At 32.4% G+C, this 25,583-nt stretch carries 28 protein-coding genes; 9 read left to right on the top strand and 19 right to left on the bottom strand.

Annotation, left to right across the window (positions count from 1 at the left end; translation table 11 throughout):
- Positions 1-6: 6 nt before the first annotated feature.
- On the top strand, positions 7-1,098 hold the full coding sequence (queA, locus tag ACQH6S_RS07650; RefSeq protein WP_425360284.1) for a tRNA preQ1(34) S-adenosylmethionine ribosyltransferase-isomerase QueA: 1,092 nt from the start codon (positions 7-9) through the stop codon (positions 1,096-1,098).
- A gap of 191 nt (positions 1,099-1,289) precedes the next feature.
- On the opposite strand, the gene ACQH6S_RS07655 is transcribed toward queA, so the two are convergent.
- Positions 1,290-3,269: an ankyrin repeat domain-containing protein gene (locus ACQH6S_RS07655; protein ID WP_425364479.1), complete on the bottom strand. Its 1,980-nt coding sequence runs from the start codon at positions 3,267-3,269 to the stop codon at positions 1,290-1,292.
- Positions 3,270-3,333: 64 nt separating this feature from the next.
- Between ACQH6S_RS07655 and ACQH6S_RS07660 the strand changes: the two genes are divergently transcribed.
- Together ACQH6S_RS07660 and tnpB (ACQH6S_RS07665) are read left to right on the top strand one after the other, a co-directional pair.
- Complete coding sequence (locus ACQH6S_RS07660) at positions 3,334-3,759, top strand: hypothetical protein (RefSeq protein ID WP_341758053.1); 426 nt, start codon at positions 3,334-3,336, stop codon at positions 3,757-3,759.
- Positions 3,747-4,100 carry an IS66 family insertion sequence element accessory protein TnpB gene (gene tnpB, locus ACQH6S_RS07665; RefSeq protein WP_341752109.1) on the top strand — a complete coding sequence of 118 codons (354 nt, stop codon included), beginning with the start codon at positions 3,747-3,749 and terminating at the stop codon, positions 4,098-4,100. The genes ACQH6S_RS07660 and tnpB (ACQH6S_RS07665) overlap by 13 nt, the downstream gene beginning before the upstream one ends.
- On the opposite strand, the gene ACQH6S_RS07670 is transcribed toward tnpB (ACQH6S_RS07665), so the two are convergent.
- Positions 4,097-5,206, bottom strand: a complete 1,110-nt coding sequence (locus ACQH6S_RS07670; protein WP_425364395.1) for an IS66 family transposase — start codon at positions 5,204-5,206, stop codon at positions 4,097-4,099. The genes tnpB (ACQH6S_RS07665) and ACQH6S_RS07670 overlap by 4 nt on opposite strands.
- Before the next feature lie 302 nt (positions 5,207-5,508).
- Entirely contained in the window at positions 5,509-5,757 is a 249-nt protein-coding gene (locus ACQH6S_RS07675) for a hypothetical protein (protein WP_341758049.1), read from the bottom strand.
- Between the two features lie 158 nt (positions 5,758-5,915).
- On the opposite strand from ACQH6S_RS07675, the gene ACQH6S_RS07680 reads away from it, so the two are divergent.
- Positions 5,916-6,239 carry a hypothetical protein gene (locus ACQH6S_RS07680; RefSeq protein WP_425364480.1) on the top strand — a complete coding sequence of 108 codons (324 nt, stop codon included), beginning with the start codon at positions 5,916-5,918 and terminating at the stop codon, positions 6,237-6,239.
- A gap of 42 nt (positions 6,240-6,281) precedes the next feature.
- On the opposite strand, the gene ACQH6S_RS07685 is transcribed toward ACQH6S_RS07680, so the two are convergent.
- Entirely contained in the window at positions 6,282-7,103 is an 822-nt protein-coding gene (locus tag ACQH6S_RS07685; RefSeq protein ID WP_425360423.1) for a YgfZ/GcvT domain-containing protein, read from the bottom strand.
- A 133-nt stretch (positions 7,104-7,236) separates the two neighbouring features.
- Between ACQH6S_RS07685 and ACQH6S_RS07690 the strand changes: the two genes are divergently transcribed.
- Positions 7,237-8,040 carry an RMD1 family protein gene (locus ACQH6S_RS07690; RefSeq protein WP_425360424.1) on the top strand — a complete coding sequence of 268 codons (804 nt, stop codon included), beginning with the start codon at positions 7,237-7,239 and terminating at the stop codon, positions 8,038-8,040.
- A gap of 392 nt (positions 8,041-8,432) precedes the next feature.
- Here ACQH6S_RS07690 and ACQH6S_RS07695 read toward each other — a convergent pair whose 3' ends face one another.
- From ACQH6S_RS07695 to ACQH6S_RS07725, 7 genes are all read right to left on the bottom strand, one after another.
- On the bottom strand, positions 8,433-9,989 hold the full coding sequence (locus tag ACQH6S_RS07695; RefSeq protein ID WP_425364481.1) for an acyl-CoA carboxylase subunit beta: 1,557 nt from the start codon (positions 9,987-9,989) through the stop codon (positions 8,433-8,435).
- 318 nt (positions 9,990-10,307) lie between these two features.
- The gene (locus tag ACQH6S_RS07700) at positions 10,308-11,105 is read right to left on the bottom strand and encodes a hypothetical protein (protein WP_425364482.1); all 798 of its coding nucleotides are present in this window, start codon (positions 11,103-11,105) and stop codon (positions 10,308-10,310) included.
- Between the two features lie 99 nt (positions 11,106-11,204).
- Positions 11,205-12,197 (bottom strand): DUF3857 domain-containing protein, encoded by a 993-nt coding sequence (locus ACQH6S_RS07705; protein ID WP_425364483.1) that lies wholly within the window; start codon positions 12,195-12,197, stop codon positions 11,205-11,207.
- Positions 12,198-12,323: 126 nt separating this feature from the next.
- Positions 12,324-13,799 carry a tetratricopeptide repeat protein gene (locus ACQH6S_RS07710; protein ID WP_425360427.1) on the bottom strand — a complete coding sequence of 492 codons (1,476 nt, stop codon included), beginning with the start codon at positions 13,797-13,799 and terminating at the stop codon, positions 12,324-12,326.
- A 44-nt stretch (positions 13,800-13,843) separates the two neighbouring features.
- Positions 13,844-14,584 carry a hypothetical protein gene (locus tag ACQH6S_RS07715; RefSeq protein ID WP_425360428.1) on the bottom strand — a complete coding sequence of 247 codons (741 nt, stop codon included), beginning with the start codon at positions 14,582-14,584 and terminating at the stop codon, positions 13,844-13,846.
- Positions 14,585-14,705: 121 nt separating this feature from the next.
- The gene (locus tag ACQH6S_RS07720) at positions 14,706-15,212 is read right to left on the bottom strand and encodes a nucleoside deaminase (protein ID WP_425360429.1); all 507 of its coding nucleotides are present in this window, start codon (positions 15,210-15,212) and stop codon (positions 14,706-14,708) included.
- Complete coding sequence (locus ACQH6S_RS07725) at positions 15,169-16,077, bottom strand: cation diffusion facilitator family transporter (protein ID WP_341748767.1); 909 nt, start codon at positions 16,075-16,077, stop codon at positions 15,169-15,171. The genes ACQH6S_RS07720 and ACQH6S_RS07725 overlap by 44 nt, the downstream gene beginning before the upstream one ends.
- A 135-nt stretch (positions 16,078-16,212) precedes the next feature.
- Here ACQH6S_RS07725 and ACQH6S_RS07730 point away from each other — a divergent pair, with 135 nt between their 5' ends.
- Together ACQH6S_RS07730 and ACQH6S_RS07735 are read left to right on the top strand one after the other, a co-directional pair.
- Positions 16,213-16,683, top strand: a complete 471-nt coding sequence (locus tag ACQH6S_RS07730; protein ID WP_341759114.1) for an RT0821/Lpp0805 family surface protein — start codon at positions 16,213-16,215, stop codon at positions 16,681-16,683.
- Positions 16,684-16,776: 93 nt separating this feature from the next.
- A complete protein-coding gene (locus tag ACQH6S_RS07735; protein WP_425364484.1) occupies positions 16,777-17,496 on the top strand; it encodes a metal ABC transporter ATP-binding protein in 720 nt (239 codons plus the stop codon).
- A 226-nt stretch (positions 17,497-17,722) separates the two neighbouring features.
- Here ACQH6S_RS07735 and ACQH6S_RS07740 read toward each other — a convergent pair whose 3' ends face one another.
- Complete coding sequence (locus ACQH6S_RS07740; RefSeq protein WP_425364485.1) at positions 17,723-18,217, bottom strand: IS630 family transposase; 495 nt, start codon at positions 18,215-18,217, stop codon at positions 17,723-17,725.
- Between the two features lie 158 nt (positions 18,218-18,375).
- Between ACQH6S_RS07740 and ACQH6S_RS07745 the strand changes: the two genes are divergently transcribed.
- Positions 18,376-18,624, top strand: coding sequence for a hypothetical protein (locus ACQH6S_RS07745; protein WP_341758049.1), 249 nt, complete (start codon positions 18,376-18,378; stop codon positions 18,622-18,624).
- A gap of 302 nt (positions 18,625-18,926) precedes the next feature.
- Positions 18,927-20,036 carry an IS66 family transposase gene (locus ACQH6S_RS07750; protein ID WP_425364395.1) on the top strand — a complete coding sequence of 370 codons (1,110 nt, stop codon included), beginning with the start codon at positions 18,927-18,929 and terminating at the stop codon, positions 20,034-20,036.
- Here the strand turns inward: ACQH6S_RS07750 and tnpB (ACQH6S_RS07755) are convergent.
- The 7 genes from tnpB (ACQH6S_RS07755) to ACQH6S_RS07785 all read right to left on the bottom strand — a co-directional run bounded on the left by tnpB (ACQH6S_RS07755) (position 20,033) and on the right by ACQH6S_RS07785 (position 25,579).
- Positions 20,033-20,386, bottom strand: coding sequence for an IS66 family insertion sequence element accessory protein TnpB (gene tnpB / locus ACQH6S_RS07755; RefSeq protein WP_341752109.1), 354 nt, complete (start codon positions 20,384-20,386; stop codon positions 20,033-20,035). The two genes, ACQH6S_RS07750 and tnpB (ACQH6S_RS07755), sit on opposite strands and share 4 nt — an antisense overlap.
- On the bottom strand, positions 20,374-20,799 hold the full coding sequence (locus tag ACQH6S_RS07760) for a hypothetical protein (protein WP_341758053.1): 426 nt from the start codon (positions 20,797-20,799) through the stop codon (positions 20,374-20,376). Before ACQH6S_RS07760 ends, tnpB (ACQH6S_RS07755) begins: the two co-directional genes overlap by 13 nt.
- A gap of 140 nt (positions 20,800-20,939) precedes the next feature.
- Entirely contained in the window at positions 20,940-21,443 is a 504-nt protein-coding gene (locus tag ACQH6S_RS07765; protein ID WP_425364486.1) for a helix-turn-helix domain-containing protein, read from the bottom strand.
- A 58-nt stretch (positions 21,444-21,501) separates the two neighbouring features.
- Positions 21,502-22,020: an IS630 family transposase gene (locus ACQH6S_RS07770; RefSeq protein WP_425360021.1), complete on the bottom strand. Its 519-nt coding sequence runs from the start codon at positions 22,018-22,020 to the stop codon at positions 21,502-21,504.
- On the bottom strand, positions 22,005-22,355 hold the full coding sequence (locus ACQH6S_RS07775) for an IS630 transposase-related protein (RefSeq protein WP_425360020.1): 351 nt from the start codon (positions 22,353-22,355) through the stop codon (positions 22,005-22,007). The genes ACQH6S_RS07770 and ACQH6S_RS07775 overlap by 16 nt, the downstream gene beginning before the upstream one ends.
- Before the next feature lie 188 nt (positions 22,356-22,543).
- A complete protein-coding gene (locus tag ACQH6S_RS07780; RefSeq protein WP_425360430.1) occupies positions 22,544-23,668 on the bottom strand; it encodes a hypothetical protein in 1,125 nt (374 codons plus the stop codon).
- Positions 23,669-23,716: 48 nt separating this feature from the next.
- Positions 23,717-25,579 carry an ankyrin repeat domain-containing protein gene (locus ACQH6S_RS07785; protein WP_425360911.1) on the bottom strand — a complete coding sequence of 621 codons (1,863 nt, stop codon included), beginning with the start codon at positions 25,577-25,579 and terminating at the stop codon, positions 23,717-23,719.
- Positions 25,580-25,583 lie beyond the last annotated feature (4 nt).

Raw genomic sequence — 25,583 nt, forward strand, 5'->3', positions numbered from 1 at the left:
GAACTAATGAAATTATCTGATTTTGATTTTACTTTACCGAGTGAATTAATAGCCCAGAACCCAGCAAAAAAACGAGATGAGTCTAATTTATTGGTAGCTGCCCCAAATAATCACTTAGTGCAGACCAAGTTTCATGATATAATCGACTATCTATGCCCTGGTGATTTAATGGTATTTAATGACACGAAAGTTATTAACGCCAAATTGCTACTGAATAAATCTGGTAAAAAGATCGAATTATACCTAAACAAGGCAATAAGTGATAATTATTGGCATGGTTTTGCCAAGCCATCAAAAAGACTTGCCATTGAAGATCAGTTTGAGTTTGCTGGTAATAAGATTATTATAAGTAAAAAGCTTGGAATGGGACAAGTTGAGGTGGCTTTTGCTCTAGATAATATCTCAATTTTTGAGTTTTTAGAGAAATATGGTGAAATCCCGCTACCTCCTTATATCAAAAGGGGAGAAAGTTTACCAAAGGACGCTAATTTAGAGGATGATATAGGCAATTCAGAAGAATTTGACTATAATAGATATCAAACAGTTTATAGCAAGAACCATGGAGCAGTAGCCTCCCCAACTGCAGGGCTACATTTCTCCGAACAGTTGTTGGCATTAGTTAAAGCAAAAAATATTGAAACTGCCTTTATTACCTTGCATGTTGGGGCAGGGACGTTCCTACCAGTTAAAACTGAAGATATTGATCAACATCAAATGCATTCAGAGTATTATCATATAGATAAAAAAACTGAAGATATGATTAATAAGGCAAAAAAAGAAAATAGACGAATAATAGCCGTCGGCACTACCACCTTACGAGCATTAGAAAGTAACGCCATAGCAAATAATGGGCAAATAACAAATGGTGGATTTGAAACAGCCATTTTTATTAGACCAGGATTTAAATTTCAAATTGTCGATATGTTAGTTACCAATTTTCATTTGCCAAAATCTACATTATTCATGTTAGTTTGTGCATTTGCTGGCTATCAGGAAATAACTAATATCTACAAATATGCTATAGATCAAAAAATGCGATTTTTTAGTTATGGTGATGCAACGCTTCTTTATCAGCACTGTCATTGTGAGGAGCCTTGAGCCTCAACCGTCATTGCGAGGAGCCTTGAGCCGACGAAGCAATTCTGTTCTATGTCATCTCAACTTTATGTCACCCCTGCGTAGGCAGGGGTTTATACTAGATTCCCGCCTACGCGTGAATGACAAGAGTACTCGGAATGACAAATTAATTTATAGCATGTCAATCAAAATTTAAGAATAGAATTATAATATTAATGGTATTGAAAATAAGCATGTATTGACCTCGGAGTAAGATTACTAATAAACTCATTTAACTTGCCAGGATCCTTGATCAAGTTGATTGAAACAATATTATTCTCTTCTGCAGTCTCTATGATAGCAGGCTGGGCTAGGGGGGCTTGTTCCTGCTCTTTTTGAAGTTTTGCTAGTAATGAACTAAGTAGCTTTATTTTAGCTATAGTTGATGAATCTAAACTAGTTGCGTTATTTAAATAACACATGGCTGTGTTAAAATCCTCTTTTTCTACAGCTATATAAAAAGCAAAATCTTGAGCAGAGGATAGTAACAGAGCAGACCTATCGCCTAAGCTAGCATTCTCTTTTAGAAACTGTAAGCAGGGTTCAGATTTTTCTTCCAAACCATTCTGTTTATAAAATATAAATTCTAGATATTTAAGAAGAGGGAAAGTATGATGTCCTAAAATTTCAGGATATTGTTTGTACTGCTGGTTAATAAATTCTAACCCTTCTTGCCATAACCCAGCTTCTTTACAAATTTTTAATATTTTAAATAATTTAATTGGTATATTAAGCTCCTTTGTACAACAAATAGTGATTTCATTGCAACACTCAATGGCTTTGTTAAATTCCTTATGTTGTAAAAAGAATTTTATCCATATTTCTTTATAAATCGCTAAATAATCGTTCTGATGTGTATTATTCTGAAAAAACGTACCTAATTCTGCAAGGGAAGCATCTTGCTTAGATGCAAATTGCAGCATTATTGTAGATAAATTTTGCAGTGCTGGATCTGTTAACGTCTTTGCATGGTTTTCTAATGCTGTTAAAATAGAAAAATTTGGTGCAGACCCAACAATATTAAGCATTATTTGATACAACTCTCTAATAGCACTATCTTTAATTTTTGCTATTTGCCTTGAAATATTGTAAATATCACCATTATTAATATAATGGTTTAATTGTTCCATTATTGCCCCTTGATCATCTGGCGTTAATTTTTCCGCCTGAGAAAAATACTCTAAAGACTTTGCTATATCAGAATGTTTCCACGCTAATCCTAGATTAAATAAGATCTCATATAACGATTCATTATATGTTCCAGCTGGTAGTTTTTTGAAACTCTTAATTAGATAATTATGGGCATATTCAGCATATTTAATGGCATTATTGTCATCTGCTACTCCTAAGCACTCTATACACATTATATTATATAATACTGTCAGAATAGTAGATAACTCCAAGGTTGTAGCTTTATCTATTATATATTTTTGCAATTCAGCACTCTCTTGATATTGATAGTGCTTATATAATCTAATTAACGTTTCTAAGCTGTTAATGACATATGGCATTTCATCAGATGACATCTTCTCAGAAGGTTTTGCTAATTGCTCAAGGAAGCTTTTTATACCATCGATCGCACCTACAAAATATTTTTCGTTATTTTTTTCTGATAAAATAGCTTTATAAAAATCTGCCATTCCTTTGTAAAAGCCTAAGATTTTATCTTCCTCTGGTTGCGGTTCTACAAGTTTAGCTGTTACTTTTCCCTTGTTCTTCAATACCTCTTTGGCGAATGCTACATAATTATAGAATTTACCACTTGGAGCAATTAGCTCTGCTCCGGCTGCTTTTAATTCGTTGACTATTGGAGTATATTCAAGTAAACGTGCGAAATAAAGAGACGCAAATTTTTGATTATCTTGAACATTTAAATCTGCTTTAGCTTTAATGAGTGTAATAACAGTTGGCAAACTATTAGCAATTATTGCTCTATGTACTGAAGTTTGTCCTTGAAAATCTTGATTATTAGGATTAAATCCTTTGCTAAGTAGAAAACTGACAATTTTTTCAGATCCATAGATAGCAGCTTGATCAAGTAAAGTTGCTTTAGCTGCTGAATCTTTTTGTTCTCTGAGATCAACCTTGAACTCATTAATTATTAGTTCTATTATATTTACATTGTTATCATCTTCGACGTATACTTGCAGCAAAACTGCATAACTTTATCTAATTTTTTTGTTAGTATGAATTTTTTATACATTTGGGTTTCATACTATGCAAATACCATCGATTACTATTGAGCAAGTAGCTCAGCAATTTAAAGCTTGGCGTCAAACTAAAACTAATAAGTTTGATCCTATACCAAACCATCTAAAGGAATTAGTTCACCAATTACTCCATCATTATTCTTACCAAGAGATAGCTAAACATCTTAATATTAATAAAGCAACAATTAGTTCAACTAAAAAAGCCCATGAACCTACCATCAAAACTTCTTCTGTCTCAACTTCAAATCAATCCCTACAACAAAATATTAATTTTCTCCCATTTCAACTAGTAAATTCTATAGATACCGATCCTGTAGCTGCTCCCAAGCAAAATCACTATACTTGTCACATTATTAAACCAAATGGTACCAAGCTTATTATCCAAACACTAGAGCCAAAAACTATAATTCAGACATTTTTATGCTGCAACTAACCCCGGCGTCAGTTATTTTTGTTGCCACTATTGCCATCGATTTTCGCAAGGGTATCGATGGCTTAATCGCTGTTTGTAGACAAAAACTTTCTTCTGACCCTCTTAATGGTTCCTTGTTTTTATTCTATAATAAAAACAGAACTGCCATTAAAATTTTGTCCTTTGACGGTCAAGGCTTTTGGCTATGCTCTAAACGCCTATCCAAAGGTAAATTTACGGCAAAACTTTTCCCATCTGATAATTCATCTTACCAAATTTGTTATAGAACCTTACACATTCTTATTCATAATGGCGATCCTAGTTCTGCCAAATTCTCTAATGATTGGCTTCCTGTCGTTTAAGCTGCTGTCTCGATTAATTCCGTATTATTCATATATCTTGCATAGGCAAAAGGCGTATAATCCTCAGGATGCTTCTTTGCTTTGCTACTATGCTCTTGTAGCCAATTTAAATATTTAAAGGCATTGATCTCGTTCTCACTACAAGTCTTTACTATACTATACAGACCACTATGTATCTCAGCACTATTGATTGTTTTAAAGAATAATGAATTCTTCCTTTGTAAAATAATGGTACGCAGTGATCTCTCAGCCCAATTATTATCAAGATTGCTAACTGGGATTTTTAAAAATTGGGTCAAACCTTCTTTATTATTTATCCAATATTTCATAGCTTGTCCAAGCCTACTATTAGGCTCAACTTTCTTGTCGTTAAATAATTCGTCTATTTTGTTATATATGTTTTCTATATATTTACTGCTATGTTCCTGATGATACCCAAGTTTCTCTTCAGGACTCATCTCTTTACATTGATGTTCATTGTGGTAAATCCCACGTGTTTGTTTGAGAAAATATCCGCATTCTTCAGGGTAATATAGTTCATTTTCTGTAAATTTTCTCTGACCATGTGACAAACAATTGATCATCACTATTATTGCCAGTAATTCTTTATCTGCTTCTGATAATACCGGGTTATTATTGTTACTTGCGTCAGTCATTAATTGGATAGAATCTGTTCTATTCTTACGATTCTTTAGTACGTTACCTATATTTTCTCCACCATGCCTATTACCGGTAAAATATAAAACTATTACCTCATTATTTGCAGTCTTAGCACATATTGTAGTAGTATAACAGCTGCGTCCTTTCTTATTTTGAGTACGTAATTTTTTATTGGCTATAGTAATTTCTAAAATCCTAGCTCTAGTATCATCAAGGTTCAGTGAACTACATTCGGCAGCCATTTCCAATAATACCCCGTAAATTTCAGCTCCACCACCTTCTTGCCAAACATCTAAATATTGTTGCCAGAGCGAGCTGTATGCTATAGGAACCCCGCTTAAACTCTGTAGCCTAGATAAACGGTAGAAAGGAGTACCATAGGTCTTTTGTAACACTATTGCACTTCTGCTACTATTTGTCCATTTGTTGATATTTTTATTGTTCATAACTGTATAATCGCAAGCATTACAGCGTAACGTTTTCTTTACATATCTGTTGACTGTAATTGGAGCATTACCTGTAAATTGTAGCAATTTTCTAGCTTCACTATTATATAGTTTGCCATTATAGCAGTGAGGACAGCTATCACCACTACAAAAATTCTCAGGAGTTAAATAGCTGGTATTCGCATCCTTATAATCATCAAACCCATATTTACCTTGCCAATTACTACGATCTATCTTTTTGGGCTTATCGCACTCTCCTTCATTACCACCATTCCCGTTATCAGATTCACCTGGCGGTTCTTTTAATGAATCTGAACTATCTTTTTTTTGTGATCTGCCTTAAAACCAATCAGCATTTCCTTAAGCTTATTTATACTGATATTTGATGATGCTAGCTTGTCTATTAGCTCGTTACAAAATTTCACAAGCTCTACTATCGTTTGCTGTTCATCTCCCGTTAATGAACTTTCCTTGACATGCTGTATTAGTTCTTCTCGTTCTTCAGCACTTAAGGTCGCTACTTTTGGTTTTTTCATTTGATTAATTATCATTATTATTAATATTTCAAATATTATAATATGACTGCTACTTTTTCAACTAGTTTTTTTATTAATCTGTTTTTTATTAATCGGTGATATTTGCATAGTAGAAATCCAAATTTATACAATAAATTCATACTAGCAAAGAAATTAGATAGTGTTACGCAGTTTTGCTGCAAGTATACAAAACATCCTTACCAACCATTGAAGAGCTTGAAGATGAATTGTCCAAGGATATTAAGGCTCTTGAGCAGACAACTGCTAAATTGCAATCATTAACTAACTTGCTAGCTAAAGAAAGAGAATTATTACACGAACTTGCCGAGAAAAATGCTACTTTAGCAGCTGAATTAGTAGCACTACATTATGCTACATATGCATTAGCGTATCAAAAAGAGAAAATAGCAGATGCAAGTAGTACAGCATTAGAAGAGTTAGAGAACATTGTAAAAATATGTGGTGGTTATGCAAAATTAGGCTTAACCCCAGTATAGACACAATTATACTCAAATCATTTGAATATATAGCTAATCGGCTTAGCTATAAAGCCAAGGTGGAACAGCCAAAGAAACTGGTAAGTTTCTTACAGTAATAACTGTATCTGCTAATGAATAATAATCATCCACCCTAATTAAAGCTATTGCCATGTTCTGATAAGCTGAACATACTACGCCAATTTTTATATTATTGGCGATAATTTCATCGTCTTTCGCGATATCTAAACTACCAACATTACCGGAATCTATGTTAATGGATAATTTAAATATTTTTTTTCTTACAACTCCTTGGTATTTTGTTCTGGAAACAACTTCCTGCCCAATATAACAACCCTTACTGTAACTTATAGCATTTAACTCCTCAGCCCCATATTCGATGGGAATAGACCTATTGGCAATTAAATCATCATAGCCATCAACTATGGCAAAATTATATTTATCCTGCTGATATAAGCCTTCTGTTGCTGTGGTTGTTAAAAAATCATCTTTATTAATAATTGAACGAAAACCAAGCTGGTTATAACGAGGGTCTTGGTGGCTATTAAGTGGCAATTGCTGCTTTGAGTAAATAACCTGATAAGCGTTAGTTAAGTCATTCACTTCAATTTTAGCACGTAACTTGTACTGCACTAAGTGATTTTTAAATAAATCAGACTGATTAATATTTATATCAATAAAAAACCTTGTTGCCGATAATTTCAATACAAAAAAATCAAACAAATATCTTCCTTGGTTAGTTAGAGCATAGCTATAACAATAATCGTTATTTTTTATATCATTAGTGATCAAATTATGCAAAAAATTCATCGCATCATCACCAGAAACTTCAATGATTGATCTATTTGTTAATATTTCATACATAACTACCAACTATTACATTTTAATTGACTTTGTAACTTTTATAACTACTATAGCATAATGAAGCAACAATTGTTTGCCATAAATTATTTATTATATGAGATGCACTTCCTACTTTACTACTTCTGAATACAAAATGAACGATTTAGTAATAAACCTCAATAAAATCGGTCTTGAACCTAAATATTTCGATGATGTACTATATATTCAAAAAGAACAAGGGGAAAATTTAAATCCTATCGATGTTTTCTTTTTCCCTTTCGGTTGCGTTACTATATGGGGAGCTGAAGAAAGCCAAGAAAAAATGCTCCTTGCAGAAATAGCAGCTCTTAAAACTAATCAAAATGACGAGCTAGTTTCCGACTTTATTTATTTTGATTATGATGAAACTACTGGTAAAACATTTATCGATGAAGAAAAAAACCAAATCATTCTTGCCGATAAATCAACTTTTATAAAATTATCTATCTCGCATGCTTTAGCTCAGTCAGTTAAGCTTAGTGTACTAGAAAAATCGGTAAGTAATCTAATTGTAAAAACCACCCCAATTCAACAAGAACTAGCCAGTACAGGTAGTGTATCACTTTCCAAAAAAGAAATATCTCAACAAATTGGGATATTATTTAACGAACGATATTCAATTAATTTACACAGCGATATACTGGATACTCCTGAATTCTTTTGGCGTCGTCCTAGTTACGAACCTTTATACTTAATGACTGCAGAGTTCCAAGATATTCAAATTCGTCAGAATATTCTTAATAATCGACTAAATATGATTCATGAACTTTACAATATTTTGTCAAATGACTTAAACTGTAAACACTCTACTAGACTTGAATGGATCATTATAATATTGATTACTATAGAAGTTGTGCTATCCCTTGCTCATGACAATCTCTTTTTCAAAATCATTTCCTATCTTATAGGCAAGATTTGAGATTTTAGATATAGTCAATTCAGGAAAATTTGGGGCTAGGAGGTTGCCTGCGATAACTAATTAGTCTCTCCGTCAAAAAGACCAAATATGAATTACTTTCGTTATTGCAGGCAACCTCCTAGTATTACAGTTGTAGTTTAGATGTGAGCATTCACGATTTTTTTGCTATTTTTTTGTGATGAATAAAAAAACCTGATCACCAAGCGTCATTGCGAGGAGACCGTAAGGTCAACGAAGCAATCCATTTCTAATCACTTTCCTGGATTGCTTCGTCGGTCTGGCAACCTCCTCGCAATTACATCTTATACTTTAACCTTTTTTCCGTGAACACTCACATTCAATCTACAACTGTAGTACTAGCATAATGCTAATCTGGTTTTTAGAAGAGCCTACTAAAGTGGTAAATTGTCATGTTTCTTCCATGGTAACTGTACTTTCTTGTTTTGAAGAAAGTTTAGTGCTTTACATATACGCCATCTAGTGTTTTGAGGTTTTATAATATCATCTAGATAACCTCTAGATGCTGCAACAAAAGGAGAAGTAACAGTATCTTTATATTCCTGAATCTTTTGCTTTTTTGATTCTGGGTCTTTACATTCTTCTTTAAATATTATTTCAGCAGCCCCCTCAGCTCCAAGTACTGCAATTTCTGAGTTGAGCCACGCATAATTAACATCACCTCGAAGATGCTTTGAGTTCATCACTATATAAGCTCCACCATAAGCTTTCCTAGTAATTATGGTAATTTTCGGTACAGTTGCTTCAGCGTACGCATATAATAATTTTGCTCCATGTTTGATAATTCCATTATGCTCTTGAGAGACACCAGGTAAAAAACCTGGTACGTCAACTAAAGTCACTATCGGAATATTAAATGCATCGCAAAAACGTACAAATCTTGCTGCCTTTCTTGATGCATTAATATCTAAACAGCCAGCTAAATGTAATGGTTGGTTCGCAACAAATCCTATAGACCTTCCTTCCATATAACCAAAGCCGGTTATAATGTTTTTAGCAAAATCTGGTTGCAACTCAAAAAAATCTCCTTCATCCACAATACGCTCAATTAATTCTTTCATATCGTAAGCTTTGTTTGGAATATTTGGGACTAAGGTGTTTAGAGACATATCAACTCGATCGGCTGGATCTTCAGTACGACGACATGGTAGTGGGCTACGATTTGATAGAGGTAAAAAATTAAAAAATCTTCTAGTTTCTATAAGTAGTTCTATATCATTTTTAAAAGCAAAGTCAGCAACACCACTCTTGGTAGTATGCATTCTTGCCCCACCAAGCTGTTCCTGGGTTACTTCTTCGCCTGTAACAGTTTTAACTACCTCCGGTCCTGTTACAAACATATAGGAAGTATTTTTAACCATAAATATAAAATCTGTTAAAGCAGGAGAATACACAGCTCCTCCAGCACAAGGACCCATAATTAAGGTGATTTGTGGAATAATACCGGAAGCAATTACATTGCGTTGAAATAATTCACCATAACCAGCAAGAGCATCGACTCCTTCTTGGATTCTTGCCCCTCCTGAGTCATTTATCCCAATAACTGGGGCTCCTACCTCCAGAGCAGAATCGAGTATAGAGCATATTTTTTTAGCATGATACTCACCAAGGGAGCCACCGAATACCGTAAAATCTTGGCTATACACAAAAACTAACCTACCATTTATGGTACCATGTCCAGTTATTACAGCATCCCCTAGAAATTTCTTTTCTTCCATTCCGAAATTATCACATCTATGTTCAACGAACATTCTTGTTTCTTCAAAACTCTCAGGGTCTAGCAATGCTTCTATCCTTTCTCTGGCAGTAAGTTTACCTTTCTTATGTTGCAATGCAATTCTTTCCCCCCCTCCTCCTTGACGGGCGTTATTACGCTTTTCATCAAGAAAATCAGAGGAATTAGCAGAGGAATTTACAATATGTTGATTCATATATGGTTATTATAGTTCATTATAATCATAACTTGTAGTATAATAACAAAATGACGAAAAGATAGTAAAAATTTATCTAGATTAGAATAGATTTCTTGTACAACTCTACTTTACAGCTATCGAAAGTTATAGTCAGTTCAGGAGAAGTTGGGGACGTCGTCGCTCAATGCTCGCCTATTACTTATAGGCGTCGCTCCATCGCTCCTAGCCCCAAATTCTCCTGAATTGACTATAGAAGGTAGAGCTGATTTTAGATAGCTTTTCCGCTATAGTCAATTGATGAGTCTTACGTAGGACAAAAAAACAAAATAGCTCAGCTTACTCACCTAATATTATCGCAACTTGAGCAAATTCATTTTCTAACTTAGTTTTAAGATTTTTATACTGAGAAGTTTTTAATTCTTCCTGGGTAATCAAGCTCTTTTTTATGGTTATTATATCTGTGAATACAGTATCTTTATCCTGATATTTACATGATCTATTCACATATATCCAGGGAGTATCAATCTCAAAGTTTAATTTTTTACAATCTTTAACTATAATATTTTTGATAATCATATATTTCTTGTTAGTTTCAGGCATACCTATAAAGATGTCTGATATCTGGTCAGAAGCTGTATGGGTGATATCATCTGATCTATTAGACTTTGAAGTTAAAGCAACCCCCATATTTGTTTTAGAAATTCTATTTCTTTGCTGTAATGCATATTTGATTGTAATATCTTTAACAATACGAGAAGTAAGATCAGGTAATTCTAAGAATTTTTTGTCTTCTTCATTAAGATATTCTCCACTCAACCTACGGAAAGTAAAATCCTTTAACTGTTCAGTTGAATAATATAATCCCCAACCACTCATGCTTGATGCCACTTCTCCCTTCATATCAAACTGACCAGACAACTCTACAATATTATTTTTTATAACTAATTCCTCGCGTGATATAGCTTGTGAAGTTTCAGGCTGTATATTGGCAACTTTGGTATAACCAGCTTCTTGAGTATCTAAGACCAATGCTATTTTATTAGCAACATCTGGGAAAATTCCTTGTGCCATACTAACAAGATTTGTTGGATCAATCCAATATACTTTGCCATTTTTATTAGTTACTTTAAGCATCGCATGATTAAAATTCCCCATGTTAGGTAAGGCATCTGGATTAGAAAAATTAGTAATACCTCGCATTACAAAAATAGGTTGAACTTTATAATCAAGTTTTTACAAGATAGCAGCAGTACTTGCAGAAAAATCTTTACAATCACCAATTTGCGAACTGGCTACTTTTTCTAAATCTCTAGGAAAGAAACGACCTGATACAGTTCGCCAATCACCCATATATTGGATTTTTTCATTTAATGCAGAAGTGACAAAATTAATTTTTTCTTCGTCGGTATTCTTGTCTGCAGCAGATTCGGCTATATTCATGAAAATTGCAGGGAGTGGTTGGTTAATTACACTAGAATACCCAGGAGCAAGTTGTTTAGCCAAGTCTTGCCATTTGGTTAAACTTGACAAGGATACCCAAGTAGTATGCTTAATATTTAATATAGCATGACTTGGTTCATTTGTTAGGTTATCGTAAGCAGGCTTTGCTAAGATAATCTCTGCCGAATGAAAATCACTCTCAGCATCTTTAATAACTTTTAATACGCCTTTTGGATCATTTACTTTAATGTTTAGAGGTAATTTAGAATTGATCTTAGTATGACTTGCCTGCACATAACCTCTCCTACTAAGAAATAAACTAGTACCATAAAAATTATCTACAGGAACTTTTGTTTCAACATGCTTATATTTTAAATATATTTCTGCTCCAAGTTCTGCTTTAGGAAATGATATGGTTATTTGTCTTAATTGATCAAAACCTTTACCAAAAAAGGCTAGTGGTTTATCCTCAATCATATCTTTAGTGACTATATATTCTTGTCCATTATAAATAGTTTTAGCTTCTAATATAGAAATTGCAGAACTATTTTCATTATAAGTCAAGCGATATTGGGAAAAATCATTGCGTCCTGATTCTTTTAGTATTTTTGCATGCATTTCTGTTATTACTTCAGAAGTGCCATCTTGGTTAATATTAATATCTTTATTATAAAATTTAAACTCAATAGGGGCATCTTCATAGCTACTCCACCTAGCTTGAGCGGTATGGTTTATTAAAAATACTAATAATATGAGGTGAAGAAAAGATTTTAAATAACTCATCATAATAATCTATATAAAAACTTTAGTTGTTACCTGTAAAAAAATTTGATAAATCAAACTTTAATTTATGTATTATAGTAACAAAAATTATAAAGCTTAGCAAGATAAAAAAACAAAAAACTGCCTAATCTATTTTTCTTTTGCCCATAAATCCATATTATATTTTTTACAATACTTAAACATAGAGACCGTATTGGAGTGATTTATGCCAAACTCTTTTACTTGCTGATTACCAAAAAATTTATAACTAGATAAGTCTTTTGCTTTACATGATGCTTTAGCTCCTTGATTATATAAGTAGCTAACATGTGCCACATTTTTACGATTATCCCTATATAAATAATGATATACGGTATAAGCTTTATTATAGGACTCTATTGCGGCTTTTACGTTATCTTGAGCAAATAAAATATCACCTTGTATTACATAACTAGCTGCTAAACTTGGATCTTCTGAATAATCTGCATCTTTAGGATTCCTACGCTCATCAGCTAGAAATATGTCAATAGCCTTATTAACATGCTCTGAGGCTTGGTCTACTTTACCCATCCCTAATTCACTTTTTGCCATTTGGGTATAAATACGACCAAATATTTCGTGTTCTTCACTTTTTACCGGTTTATGCATGTCATATAATTGCTGAGCTTGAACATAAGCTTCTGGATATTTACCCAAAAAATTTAGTATTTCTGCTTTAAGTATGTAAGGAATGGTAAGGTGTAGGTCTTTAATATTAAATCCATTTTTCACCACTACATCAATAGATTTATTGATGTAATCTAAAGATTCCTGATATCTACCTTTAATAAAAAATAATTTTGCCTTTAAATAATATATTATAAATATATCAGATTCTTGTACACCTTGTGTAAATAATACCTCCATTTTTTTTAAATTTTCCTCAATAGCTTTTACATTTCCTAAAGATCCCTCAATCCCCGCAATGTGTGAATTAAGATTAAATTTTAAAAAAACATACTCTTCACCAAGGGTATCTAAAATGTTTAATGCTCTAGTGAAATAAGAAATGGCTATTTCAAAATTTGCTAATGACATCCTATTATACACTCCTATTAACCCTAAATATCTAGCGTAACAATATTTTTGGTATTCGGACATTTGCCAAAGCTTAAAGTCACCTTTTTTATCTTTTTGTTCCAACCAATCAATCATTTGTCTTTCTTTATGTATATTTTGAGTATTGACGTATATAACAAACAGTTCAGCTCTTAGATCAAGCATTGAATATATGTTAATATTATATTTTTTAGAACTTTTTAGCAGAGCTTCTAAATTTTCAGGAATAGTTTTTGCGGTTCTCAATAAATGCCCTATCTGTGAACCTTTAGGCTTAGGTAACTTTAAAATAATATCTTCTAATAATATTTTATTATTTCTATTTCCGCTTATCTCCCTTATTTTCTGAGCAATAACATCATGCATTTCAAAGATAGGATTAGTTTCATGAGAATCAATATTAGATATTAAGGCAAATTTAGATAGTTGATAAAGATCATCATCCAGAGTATTAGGATCATCAGTGATAATTTTTAAAAGTTCTTTCGAAAAACCTTGATTATTTATTAAGGCTATTTTATTTAGCAAATTTTTAGCATTTGGCTTTAATTCCTTGATAGCTAATGTAATATTTAATTTAATTTTGTCTGTTGATTGATGAATTTTTTCTTATATTCGACTTTATCTAAACCTTTTACATTATTTAATAATTGTGCCCCTTGTACTATCATGATAGGATAACCAGCAAACTCTTTGTTCAAGAATTTTGCTAATTTGGAATTATGATTTTCTAGAATATTATTAGCAAGGGTAATTGCATCATTTTTTCCAAAAGCAGTCATTTTGACTATACTCGATAGTATTTCACTATATTGAGAGCAAAATATAACATGTCCATTATGTTCCCAATCAACGAATTCTTTAACTTTCTTATTTTTATTTACTTTTAGATTATCAAATATTAGTAACCATTTATCTTGATTTGATAAATAGTTCATTAGTTCTTTTCGGACTAATCTTATATCTTCTGATATTAGATTAGATTTAGCAGTACTATTAATAACTTTTGCTAGCTTTAGTAGTTCTTGATTAATATCTAAATTACAGTCAATAAACCAAATAAGCTTATAGTTATTTTGATTTTCATAACAATACATTCTAGCAAGTTGGGTTTTTCCCATGCCACTAGTTCCTACTATACTTGCTTGTCGATATTTAATTAAGTTATTTGTAAGCAAAGCTAGTTGTTTAACATGATCGACAAAATAAGTAACTGGTGCAACAAAATTAGATAACTGGTTAGCTATTTGTTGTTGAGCTAATGAGTTAAGAGGCATTATTAATAATATTAATAGTATCAAATATTTATTCATTGTATTTTGCTAATAAAAGGTTTCAGAAAAGTTGCATTACTATCTTTATTTTGCTCATGTACATTATATATTATACATTATTATGAGGATTTTGCCTCCATCCTTTCATACAATATTAAGATTAGGGATTACATTTTTGATATCTTACCTTGTAAAAAAACTCCTTGATTAGATTTTCAGAAATTTTTGCCGAAAAGCCACTATATATTTCAGGGCGGTAAAAACAAGATTTGCTATTAAAGAAACGTCCACCATTTTCAATCGCCCCCTGTTTTGGATCATTTGCCGCATAAAATAATCTACCTATTCTAGCGAAAGATATTGCCCCAGAACACATAACGCATGGCTCTAAAGTAACATACATATCACAATCTGATAAATTTTTACTAGATAGAATCTGACAAGATTGATTTATCGCTACAATTTCAGCATGCAATACCGGATTTTTGGTTTGCTCAACAATATTATGAGCCTTTGCAATAACTTTGTTAGTTATTCTATTGACTATAATAGCCCCTACTGGAATTTCATTTTTATCTAAAGCAAATTGTGCTTGCTTTAGAGCTTCCTCCATAAAAAAATTGTTAAATTCTGTTGATCTTTTCACGGTAATTAACTTTTTCTTCATAACCATATGGATCTAGATGAATAATTATTTCTGCCCCTGGAAACTCTAATAGCAATGCACTACAAATTTGATCACTATGATAATGAGAATTATATAATGACATATCTGCATCCATTTCTATGTGACATTGTATAAACGGCTTACTTGCAGCATATCTAGTTTTCATTTCATGGATGCCTTTTACTTCTTTAAAGCTACTAATTATTGATATAATTTTTCTTCTATCTTTTTCTGGTAACTCTTCATCAATAAGATTTTTTAAAGCTTTTCTGAACAAAGCATAAGAAGCGTATATTATGTACAATGAAATAGCTATACCAAATAATGAATCTATAAACCAAAAACGAGTAGTTAAGTTTATAGAAAAGATTACCGCAATATTTGTTAGTAAGTCTGTAAAATAATGTAATTTATCTACTTTTATTATTTCCGAACTAGTCTTTTTTATCACATAAGTTTGATAAGCTACCAAAATAAAAGTTAGTATAATACACAAATACATTACATTGATACCAGACTCTATATTGCTTGGAACAGATTTATCAATAAGAGATTTTATCGAAGAGAAACAAATAAATAAACCAGAAACACAAAAGAATACTGATTGTGAAAAAATTGCTAAATCTTGGATTTTTTCATGCCCAAATCTATGGTGATAATCAGGGGGTTGCAGTGCAAAACGAATAGCAATCAAATTAATAAAAGACGATGAAATATCAAGTATAGCATCAATTAAAGATGCTAAAATAGACTGAGAATCAGTCACAATCCATCCATAAGATTTAATAAATAAGATGAATGCAGCTAAAATAAAAGATACATAAGATGCCGATTTAATTAAATTTTGATGCTCTGAAGTCGTCATATAAAATTTCAATTGTTTTATAATATAAAATACATTATTATCCAGCTAGTGTACTATAGTCAAGAGGTGTATCAAATTTAACGATACTTAATAAGATTTTTTGTATATCTTTAATTTAAAATTATATGGTTTTTTATGAATTTAACATTCAAAATTACGGCAATTATTTTGGCAACAACAATGTTGTACGGCTGTTCTGGCATGAATAAACAAGGTGGTGGAACATTAATTGGCGGTGTAGCTGGTGGGCTTTTAGGATCTCAATTTGGCAAAGGCACAGGACAACTTGTAGCAACTGGTGCAGGTGTTCTAATTGGGGCACTTGTTGGCGGTCATATTGGTCAAACTATGGATGAGAATGACAGAAAATTGGCACAATTAAGCTCTCAAAAAGCATTGGAGACTGGCTCTAGTGGTCAAAGTGTAGAGTGGCGTAATCCGGATAGTGGTAATTACGGATATGTAACACCAGAAAGAGCTTTTAAAAACAATCAAGGGCAATATTGTCGTGAGTATACTCAAACCGTCGTTGTCGGTGGTAAGCAGGAGAAAGCTTATGGCCAAGCTTGTCGTAAACCAGATGGGCAGTGGGAAATTGTTAAATAGACTATCATAAATTTAGCAACACATCGTCATTGCTTCGTCGATCTACGATCTTCCTTGCAATGACGCCATTTGTAAAGTTTCGCAAGGATTCTAATGCCTATTTCTAAATCAGAAGATACTATATTAATAAAGTTCAGTAATGTATCTAAGCAATTTGGCAAAAAAATTCCCCTTACCAATATTAATTTTACTATCAAAAAAGGCGAAGTAACGACTTTAATTGGTTCAAATGGTGCTGGCAAAACAACAATAGCTAGGTTAATCTTAGGTTTAGATCGCCCTTCCTCTGGTAACATAATAATTCACCCTAATCTAAAAATTGGCTATGTCCCTCAAAGATTAGATTTTGCTTCAGATTTACCAATTACAGCTGAAAATTTTTTGTATTTATTAGCTTCAAATAGTACTAACAAGGATTGGCAAGAATTGAGCAATTTTATTGATTTTGATAATTATAAGCATCACGATATTTCTGAGCTTTCTGGTGGTCAATTTCAGAAGTTAATGCTAACTGCTAGCTTACTGAACAATCCTGATCTAATTATTTTAGATGAACCAACTCAATCATTAGATGTTACTAGCCAACAAGAATTTTACCGAATCATTAATCAAATAAAAAAACGTCTAAATATTACAATTTTTATGATCTCACATGATTTATTTACGGTAATGAAAAATTCCGACCAAGTAATATGTTTAAATGGTCATATCTGCTGTAGTGGCAAACCAAATGATTTAGCAGAAAACCAAGAATTCCTAAATACCTTGTCAGCAATTGGTTTTTACGTCCATCATCATGACCATAAACATTAGACCTTATATCACATTTTCAAGATATAAGGTCTAATGAAAAAATAAGCAATATTGCAAAAATAATGAAAACAGCTATTAGTGGAGCAAAAAAATCTGTTATATTTATAGATATAACCTAATTTGGAATAACTTATTATATCGAATTCAGGCTAAACATTATACTTATTGCAAATAATCTTAGCTGGTGTAATACCAATTGAAACAATTAACGCGGTATATTAATCTACTATCTATACATAATTAATTTTACTAAAGTTACATTTTTACTAAGTTGATTCCAGGCATAGCAAGCATTAGCAACGATATCTTCGTATACACCGTAACATTGATTAGATAGGAAGTGATTTTTGATCCACTGCCAAATTTGTTCCATCGCATTTAATTCCGGTGCGTATGGCGGAAGCGGTACCAAGGTAATGTTACTTGGAATAATTAATTTTTTCGCTGCATGCCACCCGGCATTATCTGTTAATAATGCAACATGCCTACCAGAATCAATAGTCAAAGAAAATTCATCTAAGAACTTATTCATTGAATCAGTATTGGTATATGGTAAAATTAACGCAAAAGATTCGCCCGTATCATGGCAAGCAGCCCCATAGATGTATGTTGAGATAAATTGTTGTTGCCTTACTTTCCTAGGTCTGCTCCCACGTTTAGCCCATATGCGACTTAAACTACCTTGCTGCCCAATTCGAGTTTCATCGTATACTTGCAGCAAAACTGCGTAACACTATCTAATTTCTTTGCTAGTATGAATTTATTGTATAAATTTGGATTTCTACTATGCAAATATCACCGATTAATAAAAAACAGATTAATAAAAAAACTAGTTGAAAAAGTAGCAGTCATATTATAATATTTGAAATATTAATAATAATGATAATTAATCAAATGAAAAAACCAAAAGTAGCGACCTTAAGTGCTGAAGAACGAGAAGAACTAATACAGCATGTCAAGGAAAGTTCATTAACGGGAGATGAACAGCAAACGATAGTAGAGCTTGTGAAATTTTGTAACGAGCTAATAGACAAGCTAGCATCATCAAATATCAGTATAAATAAGCTTAAGGAAATGCTGATTGGTTTTAAGGCAGATCACAAAAAAAAGATAGTTCAGATTCATTAAAAGAACCGCCAGGTGAATCTGATAACGGGAATGGTGGTAATGAAGGAGAGTGCGATAAGCCCAAAAAGATAGATCGTAGTAATTGGCAAGGTAAATATGGGTTTGATGATTATAAGGATGCGAATACCAGCTATTTAACTCCTGAGAATTTTTGTAGTGGTGATAGCTGTCCTCACTGCTATAATGGCAAACTATATAATAGTGAAGCTAGAAAATTGCTACAATTTACAGGTAATGCTCCAATTACAGTCAACAGATATGTAAAGAAAACGTTACGCTGTAATGCTTGCGATTATACAGTTATGAACAATAAAAATATCAACAAATGGACAAATAGTAGCAGAAGTGCAATAGTGTTACAAAAGACCTATGGTACTCCTTTCTACCGTTTATCTAGGCTACAGAGTTTAAGCGGGGTTCCTATAGCATACAGCTCGCTCTGGCAACAATATTTAGATGTTTGGCAAGAAGGTGGTGGAGCTGAAATTTACGGGGTATTATTGGAAATGGCTGCCGAATGTAGTTCACTGAACCTTGATGATACTAGAGCTAGGATTTTAGAAATTACTATAGCCAATAAAAAATTACGTACTCAAAATAAGAAAGGACGCAGCTGTTATACTACTACAATATGTGCTAAGACTGCAAATAATGAGGTAATAGTTTTATATTTTACCGGTAATAGGCATGGTGGAGAAAATATAGGTAACGTACTAAAGAATCGTAAGAATAGAACAGATTCTATCCAATTAATGACTGACGCAAGTAACAATAATAACCCGGTATTATCAGAAGCAGATAAAGAATTACTGGCAATAATAGTGATGATCAATTGTTTGTCACATGGTCAGAGAAAATTTACAGAAAATGAACTATATTACCCTGAAGAATGCGGATATTTTCTCAAACAAACACGTGGGATTTACCACAATGAACATCAATGTAAAGAGATGAGTCCTGAAGAGAAACTTGGGTATCATCAGGAACATAGCAGTAAATATATAGAAAACATATATAACAAAATAGACGAATTATTTAACGACAAGAAAGTTGAGCCTAATAGTAGGCTTGGACAAGCTATGAAATATTGGATAAATAATAAAGAAGGTTTGACCCAATTTTTAAAAATCCCAGTTAGCAATCTTGATAATAATTGGGCTGAGAGATCACTGCGTACCATTATTTTACAAAGGAAGAATTCATTATTCTTTAAAACAATCAATAGTGCTGAGATACATAGTGGTCTGTATAGTATAGTAAAGACTTGTAGTGAGAACGAGATCAATGCCTTTAAATATTTAAATTGGCTACAAGAGCATAGTAGCAAAGCAAAGAAGCATCCTGAGGATTATACGCCTTTTGCCTATGCAAGATATATGAATAATACGGAATTAATCGAGACAGCAGCTTAAACGACAGGAAGCCAATCATTAGAGAATTTGGCAGAACTAGGATCGCCATTATGAATAAGAATGTGTAAGGTTCTATAACAAATTTGGTAAGATGAATTATCAGATGGGAAAAGTTTTGCCGTAAATTTACCTTTGGATAGGCGTTTAGAGCATAGCCAAAAGCCTTGACCGTCAAAGGACAAAATTTTAATGGCAGTTCTGTTTTTATTATAGAATAAAAACAAGGAACCATTAAGAGGGTCAGAAGAAAGTTTTTGTCTACAAACAGCGATTAAGCCATCGATACCCTTGCGAAAATCGATGGCAATAGTGGCAACAAAAATAACTGACGCCGGGGTTAGTTGCAGCATAAAAATGTCTGAATTATAGTTTTTGGCTCTAGTGTTTGGATAATAAGCTTGGTACCATTTGGTTTAATAATGTGACAAGTATAGTGATTTTGCTTGGGAGCAGCTACAGGATCGGTATCTATAGAATTTACTAGTTGAAATGGGAGAAAATTAATATTTTGTTGTAGGGATTGATTTGAAGTTGAGACAGAAGAAGTTTTGATGGTAGGTTCATGGGCTTTTTTAGTTGAACTAATTGTTGCTTTATTAATATTAAGATGTTTAGCTATCTCTTGGTAAGAATAATGATGGAGTAATTGGTGAACTAATTCCTTTAGATGGTTTGGTATAGGATCAAACTTATTAGTTTTAGTTTGACGCCAAGCTTTAAATTGCTGAGCTACTTGCTCAATAGTAATCGATGGTATTTGCATAGTATGAAACCCAAATGTATAAAAAATTCATACTAACAAAAAAATTAGATAAAGTTATGCAGTTTTGCTGCAAGTATACGTTTCATCCTGTGACCAAATGTCAACCTTACTCCAATCAATATCTTTTGGTAATAATACTTTTAGCATATTGGCGAAGTTTTTTTATATGTATTTTGAGTTGCTTGATTAGATTTTGGGTGTATTGAACGAGAAGTAATCCAGCTAAAACCAAGTCGATGTATAGTGTTATAAACTGTTTTTAAACTACATTTAATACCATATGTTTCAAATAACATATTATGTAATTCCTTTCCTGTTATATAACCACCTGTCTTACTTTCACTCAACATATTTATTTTATCAGACAGAAAAGATTCTTGTAAGCTATTGAATTTTCTAAACGCACCACTCCTATGTGATTCAAATAATCCATCAAAGCTAGAGTTTCTAAATCTTCTAAGCCAAGATTGTACTGTTTTCCAGTGCGATCCAACTATTATCGATACAGTTTTCAATGACTTGCCTGATTGCAGGTGATGCATTGCTAATAAGCGTATGCGATTTCTTCCGTGCAACTCGTTTTTCATTAGGCATATGAAATCATGCTCATGAAAACCTTTTGGTAATATTAATGTTCTTGCCATTTTACTACCTGCTCAAGTTTATATTCCCATATTATAATATATAGTTAAACCCATAAAATTAGGTGACAAAGAACATAGTAATAATTTCAAATAATTTGCTGGTTTCTGTTACCTTATTTTTAATCCATCGTTTCATATTAGCCCAAAACTTCTCTATGGGATTTAAGTCTGGTGAATATGGCGGTAAAAAAATAAGCTTGCAACCAACTGATTCTATTAATTCCTTTGTTTTCTTTGATTTATGGAAACTAGCATTATCCATCACTACAACTTGTCCTGCTTTTAACTCTTTAATTAAAAACTTCTCAACCCAATTATTAAATAACTCTGTATTGCACGTTCCATTAAAAACAAAAGGAGCTATTGATTGATTGTTTACCAAGCCAGCTATGATATTAGTTCTTTGATAGTGTTTCCCACTCTTCTTTCCAATCAGTAATTCTCCTGTTTTACTCCAGCCTCTATCTTGGCAAATACCTGTATCTATACCGCTTTCATCAATATGCACTATTTGCCCTTTATCATATTTATTGATCTCTTCTAAATATTCAGCTCGTCTGTCTACACTTGACTCCATGTAGGTAAAGGTTTTTTTTTATAACTAAAACCTAGCTGTTTTAATATCCTTCCAGTTTGAGACCTCGCAATTCCAAACTCTTTACCAATATCTTGTAATCTCATATTTGGATTATTTCTTACAAAATTTGCTAACTTTTGCTTATCAACTTTACTTTTAAAACCTACTCTAGCTTTTGCTAATATCGTTCCTTCCTTTCTCTTCCTTACGTTCCAGCGACTAATTGTATTTTTATGTATATCGAATATCTTGGCAGCCGCTCTTTGACTATTACCTTTTTCTATATAACTTATTACTTTTTTTCTTAAATCTTTACTATATGGGCTTGTTGACATTTTTTCTCTTATTTATACCATATAATGTCATCTAATTCAACGGGTTTAACTATACCTCCTTAACTATTTCAATTGGTATTACCCTTATGATGTGATATTTCACGGGAACTTCTTGATCCAGAAAAACCCATCCATGTGTTATGACTCTTAAGTGATATTTCAAATCCCATACTTTTTTTCAAAAATTACTAAAGATTGTTATGATCAATATCAAATAAATAGTCATCTTGGCTTCCAAGCATTTCTACACTATTTGGGACACTGCCTTCTTTTTTTGCAAACATATTTACAATATATTGTGCTGTTGTATCTTCTTTATCAAATTTTAAAACTTGTTCTGCATGTATTTTGGCAAGAGCAAATTTTTGGTCAACCAAATAACAACTAACTAATGCACAGCGATATCCAACAGATTGCTCTTCAGGAAAACTCTGCACTAACACTGTTAAAAATTCTTCCCCTTGCTTACTATCTTCTTGTACTTCCAATAAATTTTTAATAAGAGTATCTGCTATAAACTTTAATTCTTCTAATGTTTTTGCATTTTGATTTTTAATATCGCTATTTAATAAAGCCTCTTTAATAGGTTTATATGCTTTCTCATACTGCTTTAAGTTTATAAAATACTCAGCTTCTGCTTTGTAAATTTCAAATTTTTCTTGCTTAATTATTGATGGTTTTTTGATAGCTTTGGCTTGCTCAAGACATGCTAAGGCTAATACATACTCATGCTCATTACTAAACTCTTTAACCAATTGGGTTATAGCCTCCCATTTAGTTTGTATAGCACTACTATTTGCAAAATTAATGCTTAAGGCTTTATCGGTAAAGTTGATTATTATTTCTAGGAGTTTTGCATTAGTATCATTACCAGGAGCTTTTTCTAAATCCAGTTGTTCTAAAATTTTCCTGGCTTTATTTGCAAAAAGCTCGTCTATCAAAAAGTCAAGGTTTTTGTGATTATCGATTATTTTACTATATTTTTCTAATGCAACACTATACTGTTGTGCTTCAAAATCACGATTAGCTAACTTAATGGCTTTTGCCGCCTTCATATAGTCTTCAGCTATAATTTTACCTAAATCCTGTACTATCTTAAACTTATTGTAGGCTTCACTATTACCTGATTTTAATAGCTTTTTACCTTCTTTATAAGCACGTTCAACTTCAATAGCTTTTTTTTCTTCTACTGTGTGTCTTTCTTCAATTATGTCTTCTACTTGTTTTTTTAGTACACGAATTTCTTCACTATTATTATTAGCTAAAGCTTGTTGAAAAAATTCTAGAGCTTGTTCATATTGTTTTGATTCCATACAATCTTGACCTTTTGCTATATAAACTTCAGTCTGATGTTTTGCAAGTTACTTTTCAGCATTAAGTTTGATATTATTAGCATTAATATTTGATGGATTAAGTTTTAAGGCTTCATCTATAAAATTGATTACTTCCTTTAGTAGAGCTTTTACAGTAGTAGTATATGTTGTTTTTTCAGTTTGTTTTTGCAATTTATTGCTTAACCAATCTAAAACTTTTTGAGATTTTTCTACAAAGAAATCAGCTCCTAAAAAACTAGCAGTTTTCTTATAATAATTTAATGCTTCGCTATATTCTCGCTTATCAAAGTGACCGTTACCATCCTTAATACCTTTTGCCAGTTGAATATATTCTTTATACTTCTCTACTTGCTCATTTAATTTATGAGCTTCCTTAAATTTGCTATGAGCTTTATTTTGTAATTCACTATTATTTGATTTTAATAGCTCTTTACCTTCCTTGTAGGCATTTCTGGCACTACAAATTTCTGCAGCTTTTCTTATTTGTTCTCTTGCCTCCTTTTCTCCAGGTAGCTCAGCTACCTTCAAAAAATTTACTACCTCAGTACGATTATTTTGTATTGCACAATGTAAAGGAGTCTTACCATCTTTATCCTTAATATCAAGAGTAGCCCCCTTATTTACTAGAAATTTTACTGTCTCAGTATATCCACCACCTGCTGCCAAATGTAAAGAAGTATTACCATAACACGTGTCTCTAACATCAATACTACCCCCCTTATCTACTAGAAATTGCACCGTTTTAGTATGTCCATTTTGTGCTGCATAATGTAAAGGAGCCTTACCATCTTTACAATTCAGATCAAGAGTAGCTCCCTTATCTACTAGTAATTTTACTACCTCAGTATCCCCTTTTTCTGCTGCATAATGTAAAGGAGCTTTACCATCCTTACCCTTCATATCAATAGTAGCTCCCTTATCTACTAGAAATTTTACTATCTTAATATGTCCACTACATGCTGCCAAATGTAAAAGAGTGTTTCCATCCTCACCCTTCATATCAAGAGTAGCTCTGTTATCTATTAGCAATTTTACTATTTCAGTCTGTCCATTTTGTACTGCACAATGTAAAGGAATGTTCCCAGAATTATTTTTACTGTCAATTTTAGCTCCTTTATCTACTAGCAATTTTACTGTTTCAGTCTGTCCTTTTTGTGCTGCCCAATGTAAAGGAGTATTACCATTATTATCCTTAATATCAACAATAGCTCCTTTATCTACTAACGATTTTACTGTTTCAGTCTGCCCTTTTTGTACTGCCAAATGTAAAGGAGTCCAACCAGAATTATCTTTACTGTCAATTTCAGCTCCCTTATCTACTAGAAACTGTATTGTTTCAGTATGTCCATTTTGTGCTGCCAAATGTAAAGGAGTCCAACCAGAATTATCTTTACTGTCAATTTCAGCTCCCTTATCTACTAGAAATTTTACTGTTTCAGTATGTCCACTATATGCTGCCAAATGTAAAGGAGTCCAACTAACCTTATTTTTACTGTCAATTTCAGCTCCCTTATCTACTAGCAATTTTACTACCTCAGTATGTCCACTATATGCTGCCAAATCTAAAGGAGTACAACCAGAATTATCTTTACTCTCAATTTCAGCTCCTTTATCTGCTAGAAATTTTACTGTTTCAGTATGTCCACTATATGCTGCCCAATGTAAAGAAGCTTCCCCAGAATTACCTTTACTCTCAATACTGGCTCCCTTATCTACTAGCAATTTTACTGTTTCAGTACGTCCTCTTTCTGCTGCCCAATGTAAAGGAGTCTTACCATAATTATCTTTACTCTCAATATCAGCTCTCTTATCTACTAGCAATTTTACTGCTTCAGTCTGTCCATTTTTTGCTGCCAAATGTAAAGAAGTATTACCATTATTATCCTTAATATCA

It is taken from the genome of Candidatus Tisiphia endosymbiont of Mystacides longicornis (assembly GCF_964031095.1).
Lineage (GTDB): Bacteria > Pseudomonadota > Alphaproteobacteria > Rickettsiales > Rickettsiaceae > Tisiphia.

Excerpts from the sequence above, each read along its gene's own strand:
- ACQH6S_RS07725 (WP_341748767.1), bottom strand. The coding sequence starts at position 16,077 with ATGACGACTTCAGAGCATCAAAATTTAATTAAATCGGCATCTTATGTA.
- tnpB (WP_341752109.1), top strand. The coding sequence starts at position 3,747 with ATGCTGCAACTAACCCCGGCGTCAGTTATTTTTGTTGCCACTATTGCC.
- ACQH6S_RS07730 (WP_341759114.1), top strand. The coding sequence starts at position 16,213 with ATGAATTTAACATTCAAAATTACGGCAATTATTTTGGCAACAACAATG.
- ACQH6S_RS07685 (WP_425360423.1), bottom strand. The coding sequence starts at position 7,103 with ATGTATGAAATATTAACAAATAGATCAATCATTGAAGTTTCTGGTGAT.
- ACQH6S_RS07695 (WP_425364481.1), bottom strand. The coding sequence starts at position 9,989 with ATGAATCAACATATTGTAAATTCCTCTGCTAATTCCTCTGATTTTCTT.
- tnpB (WP_341752109.1), bottom strand. The coding sequence starts at position 20,386 with ATGCTGCAACTAACCCCGGCGTCAGTTATTTTTGTTGCCACTATTGCC.
- ACQH6S_RS07760 (WP_341758053.1), bottom strand. The coding sequence starts at position 20,799 with ATGCAAATACCATCGATTACTATTGAGCAAGTAGCTCAGCAATTTAAA.
- ACQH6S_RS07660 (WP_341758053.1), top strand. The coding sequence starts at position 3,334 with ATGCAAATACCATCGATTACTATTGAGCAAGTAGCTCAGCAATTTAAA.
- ACQH6S_RS07770 (WP_425360021.1), bottom strand. The coding sequence starts at position 22,020 with ATGGAGTCAAGTGTAGACAGACGAGCTGAATATTTAGAAGAGATCAAT.
- queA (WP_425360284.1), top strand. The coding sequence starts at position 7 with ATGAAATTATCTGATTTTGATTTTACTTTACCGAGTGAATTAATAGCC.
- ACQH6S_RS07705 (WP_425364483.1), bottom strand. The coding sequence starts at position 12,197 with ATGATGAGTTATTTAAAATCTTTTCTTCACCTCATATTATTAGTATTT.
- ACQH6S_RS07675 (WP_341758049.1), bottom strand. The coding sequence starts at position 5,757 with ATGATAATTAATCAAATGAAAAAACCAAAAGTAGCGACCTTAAGTGCT.
- ACQH6S_RS07780 (WP_425360430.1), bottom strand. The coding sequence starts at position 23,668 with ATGGAATCAAAACAATATGAACAAGCTCTAGAATTTTTTCAACAAGCT.
- ACQH6S_RS07775 (WP_425360020.1), bottom strand. The coding sequence starts at position 22,355 with ATGTCAACAAGCCCATATAGTAAAGATTTAAGAAAAAAAGTAATAAGT.
- ACQH6S_RS07720 (WP_425360429.1), bottom strand. The coding sequence starts at position 15,212 with ATGAAGAAAAAGTTAATTACCGTGAAAAGATCAACAGAATTTAACAAT.
- ACQH6S_RS07715 (WP_425360428.1), bottom strand. The coding sequence starts at position 14,584 with ATGAATAAATATTTGATACTATTAATATTATTAATAATGCCTCTTAAC.
- ACQH6S_RS07745 (WP_341758049.1), top strand. The coding sequence starts at position 18,376 with ATGATAATTAATCAAATGAAAAAACCAAAAGTAGCGACCTTAAGTGCT.
- ACQH6S_RS07670 (WP_425364395.1), bottom strand. The coding sequence starts at position 5,206 with ATGAACAATAAAAATATCAACAAATGGACAAATAGTAGCAGAAGTGCA.
- ACQH6S_RS07690 (WP_425360424.1), top strand. The coding sequence starts at position 7,237 with ATGAACGATTTAGTAATAAACCTCAATAAAATCGGTCTTGAACCTAAA.
- ACQH6S_RS07750 (WP_425364395.1), top strand. The coding sequence starts at position 18,927 with ATGAACAATAAAAATATCAACAAATGGACAAATAGTAGCAGAAGTGCA.
- ACQH6S_RS07765 (WP_425364486.1), bottom strand. The coding sequence starts at position 21,443 with ATGGCAAGAACATTAATATTACCAAAAGGTTTTCATGAGCATGATTTC.
- ACQH6S_RS07735 (WP_425364484.1), top strand. The coding sequence starts at position 16,777 with ATGCCTATTTCTAAATCAGAAGATACTATATTAATAAAGTTCAGTAAT.
- ACQH6S_RS07700 (WP_425364482.1), bottom strand. The coding sequence starts at position 11,105 with ATGCTTAAAGTAACTAATAAAAATGGCAAAGTATATTGGATTGATCCA.